This is a genomic window from Stutzerimonas stutzeri SDM-LAC (assembly GCF_000235745.1).
Taxonomy (GTDB): domain Bacteria; phylum Pseudomonadota; class Gammaproteobacteria; order Pseudomonadales; family Pseudomonadaceae; genus Stutzerimonas; species Stutzerimonas stutzeri_H.
In genome coordinates this window covers 1-10,241 of the sequence record NZ_AGSX01000145.1, presented here as the reverse complement: position 1 = coordinate 10,241, position 10,241 = coordinate 1, and the positions used below count along the sequence as shown (strand labels likewise).

Here is a 10,241-nt window from a genome sequence, read left to right as displayed (position 1 = left end):
CCTCGCTCGGCGTCCATGCCTCGCGTCCCCCTGCGCAACGCCTCCGCTCGGCCTCCTGAAGGGGCATCGGGTGCCGCCCCGATTGCACTGCAACGATCTCTGCCTCGCAATAACCGCTGCCCCGCCCATGCAGATGCTTCGGTCATACGAGGCAGGTCGTGCCGGGGGCCGGGCCCCTTCAGGAGGCCGAGTGGAGTCGGTCTGGAAGTGGTCGAGCGGCATGGACGCCGCGAGAGCTCCGAAGGGACAGGGATGTCCCTTCGGAGCGGGCCTCTGGAGGACCGATGGAGCGAGGGAACCCCGGCGCAGCCGGGGCCGGATGTGGGGTGTGCTTTCTCTTTGGTTACTTTCTCTTTGCACAAGCAAAGAGAAAGTGACTCGCCCGGCGGGGCGAAACCCGGACTTCGCAGCGATACCACTGTGTCTGGTAGTGCAGAGCCCAGACAGCCGGAGGCGCAACCATGAAACTCGACCTCCTCAATTCCCCCTTCGATGGCCGCTCGCTGATCGAGGCCAGCGCCGGCACCGGCAAGACCTGGACGCTCACCGCGCTCTATGCGCGTTTGCTGCTGGAGCGGCAGCTGTCGGTGGGGCAGATCCTCGTGGTGACCTACACCACCGCCGCCACCGCCGAGCTGCGCGAGCGCATCCGTGCGCGGCTGGCCGACCTGTTGGCGGTCTATGACGGTACACCCAGCGATGACGACTTCCTCAATCGGCTGCATGCGCGCTACCCGGACGAAGCCTCGCGGCGGCGGTTGTTGCTGGCCGTGCACGGCTTCGACGAGGCGGCGATCTTCACCATCCATGGCTTCTGCCAGCGCGCGTTGCAGGACGCGGCGTTCGAAGCCGGTGGCGATTTCGACAGTGAGCTGACCGCCGACGATCGCGAGATCATCGACGCGCTGCTCGCCGACGCCTGGCGCAGCGAGCTGGCCGACGCCGATCCGGCCTGGGCACGCTTTCTCGCCAAGAGCCGGATCACTCCGCAGTGGTTACGCCAGCGGCTGCGCAGCCATCTAGGCAAGCCTTATCTGCGGGTCGAACCCCAGGGCGCACCGGTCGCCGCCGATTTACGCCCGGTGGAGGCTGCCTGGCAGCGCGCGGCCGAGTTGTGGAAAAGCGCCGGCAGCGCCTGGGTCGCCGAGCTGCTGGCCCATGGTGGACTCAGCCAGAGCACCCACAAAAGCATCAAATTTGCGCCCTGGCAGATGGATTTGGATGCCTATTTCGCCGATCCGGCCGTGATGTTCGACCTGCCCGAGGGTGCGGCCAAGTTCGGTGTCCGCGCGCTGACGAAAGCCTGCAAGAAGGGCCATGACGCGCCCGTTTGCGAACTGGCCCATGCACTGGATGAACTGGCCGATCAGGTCGCCGAGGCGCTGCCGGCGGGCAAGCAACGGCTGATCGCCTTGCAAGTCGCGCTGCTGGAGCGGCTCAACCGTGAGCTGCCGGAGCGCAAGGCGGCGCAGCGGCTGCTGGCCTTCGACGATCTGCTCAATCGTCTGGACCAGGCGCTGCAAGGCCCGGTCGGCGAAGACCTGGCGGCCTCGCTGCGTGCCACCTATCCGCTGGCGCTGATCGACGAGTTCCAGGATACCGATCCGATCCAGTACGCCATCTTCAACCGCATTTATGCCAAGGCGGGCGAGGCGTCGCTGTGTTTTGTCGGCGATCCCAAACAGGCGATCTACGCCTTCCGCGGGGCGGACCTTGCAACGTATATGACGGCCAAGCAGCAGGCCGATCGCGAGCCCTTCAACCTGCCGACCAATTACCGCTCGACGCCCGCGCTGATCGCCGCCTTGAACCAGCTGTTCGATCATCCGCAGCCGTTCGCCCAACCTGATCTGCGCTATCCAGCAGTAGGCGCGACCGACAAGCCGCGTGCGAGCTTGCGGCTGGTGGAGGAGGGCGAAGCCGCGCCGCTGTCGCTCGTCTGGCTGGGTGACGATCCGCTGGGCAAGGGCGAAGCCGCGCAACTGGCGGCGAGCGACACTGCCCGGCGTATCGCCCTGCAACTGGCGGGCGCCGCGGAAGGGCGCGCCGGTTTCGCCAAGGACGGTGTGTTTACTCCGCTGAAAGGTGGCGATATAGCCGTGCTGGTGGCCAACCACCGCCAGGCAGGGATGATCGCCGATGAGCTGGCGGCGCGCGGTGTGCCCAGCGTGCGCCGCGGGCGTGACAGCGTCTGGCGCAGTGAGGAGGCGACTGAGCTGGCCGCGGTGCTCGCCGCCTACGCCGAGCCCGGCCGCGAAGGGCTGCTGCGTTATGCACTGGCCACGCGCCTAGTGGGCCGCAGCGCCGCCGATCTCGCCCGCTGCCAGGACGACCAGCAGCAATGGGACGCCGAGCGTGAAGCCGCCGAGCGCTATCACCAGCTCTGGCAGCAGCAGGGATTCATGCGCGTATTCCGTGCCTGGCTCGACGAGCAGGCGGTGGCGGAACGGCTGCTGGCGCGTGGCGATGGCGAACGTCGGCTGACCAACCTCCTGCACCTGGGTGAACTGCTGCAAGCCGAAAGCCTGCTGCGCCCGGGTCTTGAGCCGCTGCTCGCCTGGTTCAACCTGCAGCGCGGCAGCGAAGGCGCCGGCGAAGAAGCCCTGCTGCGCCTGGAAAGCGATGCCGAGCGGGTGCAGATCGTCACCATCCACACCAGCAAGGGCCTGGAATACCCGCTGGTGTTCTGCCCCTTCCTCTGGGACGGCAAGCTGCTCGGCAAGAACCGCGACAGCGCCCGTTGCCACGATGCTAATGGCCAGCCGCTGCTGGATCTCGGCAGCGACGCGCTGGAAGACCACCTCGAACACGCCCGCCAGGAGGTCTTCGCCGAGCAGCTGCGCCTGGCCTATGTGGCCCTGACTCGCGCGCGCGACCGGCTCTGGTTGCACTGGGGGCCTGTGAATCTCTGCAAACCAAAAAAGGATGGCAGCCTGGCCGACGAAGGCCTGCACAGCAGCGCCCTGGCCTGGCTGCTACACGGACGCGAACTGCCTGGCGAGCAACCGTTGACCGAGCTGGGCAATCATCTGGCCGACCTCAACGGCGGCAGCCTTCGCCTGGCCATCGAGCGACTGGTGCAGGGAAGCGAAGGCCATATGGCCTGCCTGCCGCTGGAGTCGCGCGAAGCCAATGCGCAGGGTCCCGGCCGCGCCGCGCCGCCTCAGCAGCTGTTGCAGCTCAATCGCAGCCTGCACAGTGCCTGGCGGATCGGCAGCTTTTCCGGTCTTGCAGCCGGCATGCATATGGAAGCGCCCGACCGCGACGCTCTTGCCATTCCTGATGCCGGCGAGCCGGGCAGCGGCTTCTTTGCGTTTCCCCGCGGTGCGCGCGCCGGCACCTGCCTGCACGCGATCCTCGAAGACTGGGCGCGAGGCAAAGGCGAGCTGGAGGCGCTGGTCGAACCCGCTTTGCAGGCCTACGGTCTGCCGCTGGAGTGGAAGGAAATCGCCATCAGCCATCTGCAAAAGGTGCTCGACACCGATATGGATGGCGCCGGCCTGACCCTCGCCGCGCTGCAATCGGCCAGACGCCTGCCCGAACTCGGCTTCACCTTTCCGGTACGGGACCTCGACGTGACGCGGCTGCGCAGCCTATTGGTCGATCCGGCCAACGGCCTCGCCGAACCATTGCGCGAAGCGGCGGCGCGGCTGGAGTTCGACAGCCTCAAGGGTTTTCTCAAGGGCTTCATCGATTTGACCTTCGAGCACGACGGCCGCTGGTACATCGCCGACTACAAGTCCAACTGGCTCGGCCCGGACGCCAGTTACTACGGCGGCGAACGGCTGCTGCAGGCGCTGGCAGGCGAGCATTACTACCTGCAATACCTGATCTACCTGGTGGCGCTACGCCGCTTCCTGCGCCAGCGGCTGGCGGACTTTCAAGACGAGCAGCTCGGCGGCGCCTTCTACCTGTTCCTGCGCGGGATGCCCGAGGCGGGTGTGTATTTCGCACGGCCCGATGACGCATTGCTCGATGCGCTGGATCGCCTGTTCGAGGACGGGCGATGAGTGCCCTTTCGCGGTCGAGACCGCTCCCACGAGATTGGTGCGGTGGCGCGGTTGGGGTGGCTATGTGGTGCCGGTCTAAGCGTTCGGGGTGGCTTGATGGTGTGCTTTCGCGGTCGAGACCGCTCCCACGGGATTGGTGCGGTGGCGCGGTTGGGGTGGCTATGTGGCACAGATCTGAGCGTTCGCGGTGGGTTGACGGTGTGCTTTCGCGGTCGAGGCTACTGCCACGGCTGGCGGGGCGGGCAGGCCGTTGTGGGAGCGGTCTTGACCGCGAATCGGCCTGCACGGCCCTTTGGTCATTATTTTTTAGGAGCGTCCGATGACCTTCGCTGATCTACCGCTTGGCCCGCTGGAGCGTGCGTTTGTTGCGAGCTTGCAGCGCCTCGAACCGCAGGCGCCAGATGAGGTGCTGGTCGCCGCGGCACTGTGCTGTGAGGCGCTGGCAGCCGGAAACGTCTGCCTGCCGCTTCAGCGATTCGCTGGCCAACGTCCCTGGCCGGAGGTCGATCTCAGCCTGCCGTCGCTGGAGAAATGGCGGGCCCAGCTGGAGGCCTCGCCGCTGGTCGGCAGGGCGGGCGATTACGCGCCGCTTACCCTGGTCGGTGAGCGGCTCTATCTCGCCCGTTACCAGGCCTACGAACAACAGCTGGCCGAGCAATTGCTGACCCGCGCCGCAGACGCGCCGGATGTCGATGAAGCGCGGCTGAGCGACAGCCTGGCGCGCTTGTTTGCCTTCAACCAGCAACGCCCCGACTGGCAGCGATTATCAGCGGCCCAGGCGGTACGTCGGCGCCTTGCGGTGATCTCCGGCGGCCCCGGCACCGGCAAGACCACAACCGTGGTGCGCCTGCTGGCAGCGCTGCTGGAACAGCCGGGCGGCGAGCGTCTGGCCATCGGCCTCGCCGCCCCCACCGGCAAGGCGGCAGCGCGTATGGCCGAAGCGATCCGTAACGCCAAGGCCGAGTTGCCAGTCAGCGATGCCATTAAAGAAGCCTTGCCGGACGATGCGCGGACCCTGCACCGCCTGCTCGGCAGTCGCGGCGACAGCCCGAAAGTGCACCACGACGCGGCCAACCCGCTGGCGCTGGATGTGTTGGTCGTCGACGAAGCCTCGATGGTCGACCTGGCGCTGATGGCCAAGCTGGTCGCCGCGCTGCCACCGAAGGCGCGGCTGATCCTGCTCGGCGACAAGGATCAGCTGGCGGCGGTGGAGGCCGGCGCGGTGTTCGCCGAACTCTGTGAAGGGCGCGGTTTCGATGCCGAGGCGGCCGCGGATCTCGAGCGCATCACCGGCCAGCCCGTAGCGGTCGAGACGCCGCGCTCGCGCCTCGGCGATGCGGTGGTGTTGCTGACCCACAGCCACCGTTTCGCCGGCGACAGCGGCATTGGCGAACTGGCGCGGCGGATCAACGCTGGCGACGCCAAGGGCACGGTTGCGCTGCTGCAGGAGGGGCGCGCAGACCTCGCCTGGAACGAGACGCCCAGCCCCGCGGCGCTGATCGAACGGCTCGAGCAGGGCTATTCGCCTTATTTGCAGGCCTCGCGGCAGGCTGATCCATCCGCCGCGTTCGACGCCTTCAACGGCTTCCGTGCGCTGACCGCCCAGCGCGAAGGCGCCTTTGGCGTCAGCGGCATCAACGAGGCGCTGGAGGCGCGCTTCAAGCGCCGCCTCGGCGTGCCGACCCGCGAGCGCTGGTATCCTGGCCGCGCGGTGATGGTGCGACAGAACGATTACGCGCTGGGCCTGTTCAACGGCGATATCGGTCTGTGTCTGAAAACCGAACAGGGCCTGCGGGTGTTCTTCGAGGGCGACGAAGGCTATCGCGGCTTCGCACCGGCGCGGCTGCCGAGCCATGACAGCGCCTTCGCCATGACGGTGCACAAGAGTCAGGGCTCGGAGTTCGCCGAGGTATTGCTGGCGCTGCCCGAACAACCCAGCCCGCTGCTGACGCGTTCGCTGTTCTACACCGGCATCACCCGGGCCAAGCGCAAGGTGGAGATCTGGGCACTGCCGGCACGGCTGGCTGAGGCAGTCAACACTCGTGCCGAACGAGCCGCGGGGCTCGCCGAGCGACTGGCTTCTACCGACGCAGCGGGCCGAGCCGGAGCGGCGCCCATGCCAACGCCGAGCAGCGAGCCGGTGGCTGATCAGCTCAGTTTGTTCTGACAGATGTGTGGTTGCTCGGAGTCGGTCTGATCGCCACGCATCGCGCCGGTTTCGTGAAGCGGTTGTGCGTATGACCGGGCAGATTCTGTTCCGATGGACGTTCGCCGAACGGCCAACCGACAATCGGGACCTGCGATGAAAAGCTTCTTTCTTCTTGCCTGGGCCTTGCTCAGCCTGGTACTGACTGGGGCGGCGGGGCGCGAGCTCTGGCTCGACCTGTCCTGGCGCAACGCCTTTGCGGTGCTGTTGATCACCTATTACAGCTTCTGCTGTTTCCAGCTGATTCGCACAGCCTATCGACCCTGGGGGCTACTTGGGCCTCGGCGGCGTAGCGGCTATTGGGTGTGCCTGTTGCTGCTGCCATTTTGCTTCTGGCCACTGCGAGCGGCCTATGAGATCTGGCTGGCGGGTGCCTATGGGCTCAGGGATGATGGCGATGAAGCCCGCCTGATGATAGTTCGCCCGTTGCTCGCATGGCTGCAGGAGCTGGTCGGCTACCTGGGCCCGATGCTGGTGTTGGTTGCTGCCGGGGTGGGCATGGCACTGCTGCTGTTGCGCCTGTCGCGTGGCCAGGTTGTTCGCTAGCGGCATACGCTTCGCTGATCGCGATGTTTCTTTCAATAGTGGCGCAGGCTGCGCTCCATTCGTTTGCAAGGGCGGCAAGGGTTTTGATGAAGGGATTTTGGAACCGGACTCTGCTGTTAAGCCTGGCCGTTTGTTTCGGCGCGCATGGGACGGAACTGCAGCTAGTGACTGGCGATGACTACGCCCCGCTCACGGGACGGGCGCTGTCCGGGGGCGGGATGCTGACGGCGGTGGTGCAGGCGGCACTCGACCGCAGCGGGACCGCGTCGTCGCTTGCCTGGCAGCCCTGGAAGCGGGGCTACATGATGACCCTGCGCGGCGAGTACGACGCGACATACCCCTATATCCGGGCCAAACAGCGCGAGCAGGCGTTTCTTTATTCGGCACCGCTGTATGTGTCCGAGCAGCACCTGTTCAGTCGCGCCACGGAGGCGGTCGAGGTCGATAAACTTGCCGGTAGCAGAGGCAGACGGCTTTGCCTCCCACTGGGCTGGCAGCTGCCAGTCGCGGTCCAGTCGCTGGTTGATCAGGGGGTGCTGGTCCGCCATTCGCCGCGGGGTTTGAACGAATGCGCACTGTTGCTATTGCTCGGTCGAGATGACTTCTTTCTGGCCGATCTTCAGCTGGGTCTCCATGCCCTGCAGTCAACCGGAGCGGCTCGGTCGCGGTTTCATGTTTCCGGCTCGGTGCTGAGCCGCCAGACGATGCATCTCATCGTCCCGCGCAGCCGGCCAGACGCCGCACAACTGATCGAGAGCTTTGACCGGGGGCTTCAAGCCTTGCGGGAGAGCGGCGACTATCAGCGGCTGATCGAGTCGTTCACATCCGACGAAGTGTCCCGGCGCCAAATCACCACGACCGCGCAATGACAGCTGCGATGACGGGTGTTTGGTAAAGACGTCAGCGTTCGAGCAGCGTCAGTACCAGCGGCAAGCTGGCCGCGGCGAGTAGCGTCTGCAGGGTGATGATGCCCGCCATCAGATGGCTGTCACCGCCGAGCTGGCGGGTCAGCACGTAGGCGGTGGGCGCCGTGGGCAGGGCAAAGAACAGCACGATGATGGTTGTTTCCATTGCGGGCAGATGGAGCAGCCTGGCGACGGAATAAGCCAAGAGTGGAACCGCCAGCAGTCGCAGGGCGCTGTTCCAGCCGAGCGCCGGAACTTCACCGCCGAGCTCTCGCGGTTTCAGCGCGGCGCCGACGCAGAGCAGACCCAGCGGCAGGCTTGCGGCGGCGAGCAGACCCAGCAGGCGATCCGTGCCGCCGGGCAAGCCAAAGCCTGAGAGATTCACCAGCGCGCCGGTCAGGCAGGCGAGTATCAGCGGGTTTTTCAGGATCGGCAGCAGCAACGAGCGTGCGCTGACGCCCCGCTCGGCAGTCAATGCCCACACCGACATCACGTTCACCGTGGGCACCATCAACGCCAGCATCAGCGCTGCCAACGCCAGTCCTTCCTTACCAAAAAGACTGCCCACCGCCGCCAGTCCGAGATAGGTGTTGAAACGCAGCCCGCCCTGGGCGAAGGCACCGAAGCGGGCCGCTGGCCAGTTGCGTACCCGCTTGAGCAGCAGTAAAGCCACCCACACCAGCCCCAATGCGAGCATGACCGCGCCGGCCAGGCGCGTCAGTGCCGGATTATCCAGCGGCGCGGTGGCCAGGCTGCTGAATAGCAGTGCGGGGAACAGCACGAAGTAGTTGATCCGCTCGGCGCCCGGCCAGAATGGCTCACTGGGGAAGTCTCGCAATCGCAGGAAATAGCCGGCAATGATCAGGGCGAATAAAGGCCAGAGGGCCAGTAGGAGGGCAGTCACGCGATACATCCAACAGTGTAGGTGCGTCGATAGTGGCGTCTCGTGACGGCGTCGGCAAGAGATGCGCGAAGCGCTCGGATAGCGTTGCGCCAGCTCGTGCGCGGTACGTTCATCGGGAAAATCATCAGGATGATGCCTAAGTGCTATCATCGCCCGCGCCGTGCCATGAGCTATTACGATGCATCCCCTAGAACAGCAGTCTGCCGAAGATTTTCGCGATACCCCGCATGGTCGACAGCTGCTCGCGGGTTTTCGCGGTTTGCGGTTCTCGTCAGATCTGGAGCTCGAATTCCGCCGTTACCTGGCGCGCCAAGCGCGTTCGGCGCAGGTTTTGGGTGCCTGCCTTTTGCTGATGGTGGTTACTGGCTATCACTTCGTTGAATGGCAGCTGTATGCCGATTCGGATCCGCTGCGGCTTCGTGAGTTGGCGCTATTGCGCTTCGTAGAGTTCGCGCCAGGCGCTGCGATTCTGCTGCTGAGGGGCTTCAACCGGCGAATCGGGCTCGTTGCCAATCGGTTGTTTCCGTTGCTGCTGGTGCTGGTTGGGGTTGTTGCGGCGCGCATCGACATCCATTACGAAGCGTCCGAGACGGTGCTGGCGTTCCGCTACGGCGCGGGTCTGTTGATCGTCTGCTCGTTCTTCTTTCTCGGCGTTACGTTCTGGCGCGCCCTGATCAGTGCAGCGTCGATCATCGTCATTGATGTCGTGATGGCGGCGCTCATCCTGTCATCCAGCCAAATGCAGGTGCATTGGGTCGCGGTCAGCTACTACGTGCTGCTGCTGACGCTCGGGGCGATCAGCCGCTACATCCATGAATACTCGCAGCGTGAGCAATTTCTGGTGCGCCAGCTGCTCGGCTGGGTCGCGCAGCACGACTCGCTGACAGGCCTGGCCAACCGGCGCAGCTTCGACACAGCCCTGCGGCAGACGCTGTTGCAGGCCCGCCGGGATGGCCAGCCGCTCGCCCTGCTGCTGCTCGATCTGGATGATTTCAAAGCCTATAACGACTGCTTGGGACACCCGGCCGGTGATGCGTTGATCCGCGATTTCGGCGAACTACTGGGCCGTTTTTCACGGCGGCCGATGGACCTAGCAGCGCGGGTCGGGGGGGAAGAATTCGCCCTGCTGTTGCTCAACTGCGATGCGAACTCGGCGCAGGCCATCGCGTCGCAGCTGCTTTCCGACTTCGTTGAACGTGCCATACCTCATCCCGCCTCAACGCAGTGTGGATGCGCCACGACGAGCATTGGCATTGCGATGTGGCAGCCAGGCCAGAGCGCCGAGCAGCTCTATCAGGCTGCCGATGCGGCGTTGTACCAGGCCAAGCGAGCGGGAAAGAACCGCTACGTGGTGCGCTGACTGTCGCTCAGCGGCGCGGTGTGACCGGGCGGGTGCGCCCGCTGCCATCGATGGCGACAAAGACGAATACCGCTTCGGTGACCTTGCGCCACTCGCTCGATAGCGGGTCATCGCTCCACACCTCTACCAGCATGCGAATCGAGCTGCGGCCGACATCCAGCGTCTGGGTATAGAACGACAGCTGCGCGCCGACCGCCACCGGGACCATGAAGGCCATGCGGTCGATGGACACCGTGGCCACACGGCCAGCGGCGACGCGGCTGGCCATGGCGGTGCCAGCCAGATCCATTTGTGACACCAGCCAGCCGCC

Annotated in this window: 7 protein-coding genes; 5 read left to right on the top strand and 2 right to left on the bottom strand. The window is 65.5% G+C overall.

The window, feature by feature from the left end; translation table 11 throughout:
• Positions 1-461: 461 nt before the first annotated feature.
• The 4 genes from recB to PSTU_RS0115240 all read left to right on the top strand — a co-directional run bounded on the left by recB (position 462) and on the right by PSTU_RS0115240 (position 7,631).
• On the top strand, positions 462-4,010 hold the full coding sequence (gene recB, locus PSTU_RS0115255; protein WP_019341892.1) for an exodeoxyribonuclease V subunit beta: 3,549 nt from the start codon (positions 462-464) through the stop codon (positions 4,008-4,010).
• Between the two features lie 319 nt (positions 4,011-4,329).
• Positions 4,330-6,177: an exodeoxyribonuclease V subunit alpha gene (gene recD, locus PSTU_RS0115250; protein ID WP_019341891.1), complete on the top strand. Its 1,848-nt coding sequence runs from the start codon at positions 4,330-4,332 to the stop codon at positions 6,175-6,177.
• A 135-nt stretch (positions 6,178-6,312) separates the two neighbouring features.
• Entirely contained in the window at positions 6,313-6,762 is a 450-nt protein-coding gene (locus PSTU_RS0115245; RefSeq protein ID WP_019341890.1) for a hypothetical protein, read from the top strand.
• Positions 6,763-6,926: 164 nt separating this feature from the next.
• Positions 6,927-7,631: a substrate-binding periplasmic protein gene (locus PSTU_RS0115240; protein ID WP_019341889.1), complete on the top strand. Its 705-nt coding sequence runs from the start codon at positions 6,927-6,929 to the stop codon at positions 7,629-7,631.
• Between the two features lie 31 nt (positions 7,632-7,662).
• Here PSTU_RS0115240 and PSTU_RS0115235 read toward each other — a convergent pair whose 3' ends face one another.
• Positions 7,663-8,580 carry an AEC family transporter gene (locus tag PSTU_RS0115235; protein WP_019341888.1) on the bottom strand — a complete coding sequence of 306 codons (918 nt, stop codon included), beginning with the start codon at positions 8,578-8,580 and terminating at the stop codon, positions 7,663-7,665.
• Positions 8,581-8,749: 169 nt separating this feature from the next.
• Between PSTU_RS0115235 and PSTU_RS0115230 the strand changes: the two genes are divergently transcribed.
• Positions 8,750-9,931, top strand: coding sequence for a GGDEF domain-containing protein (locus PSTU_RS0115230; protein WP_019341887.1), 1,182 nt, complete (start codon positions 8,750-8,752; stop codon positions 9,929-9,931).
• 7 nt (positions 9,932-9,938) lie between these two features.
• Here PSTU_RS0115230 and PSTU_RS0115225 read toward each other — a convergent pair.
• On the bottom strand, positions 9,939-10,241 hold a 303-nt coding region (locus PSTU_RS0115225; protein ID WP_019341886.1), incomplete at its 5' end, for an acyl-CoA thioesterase.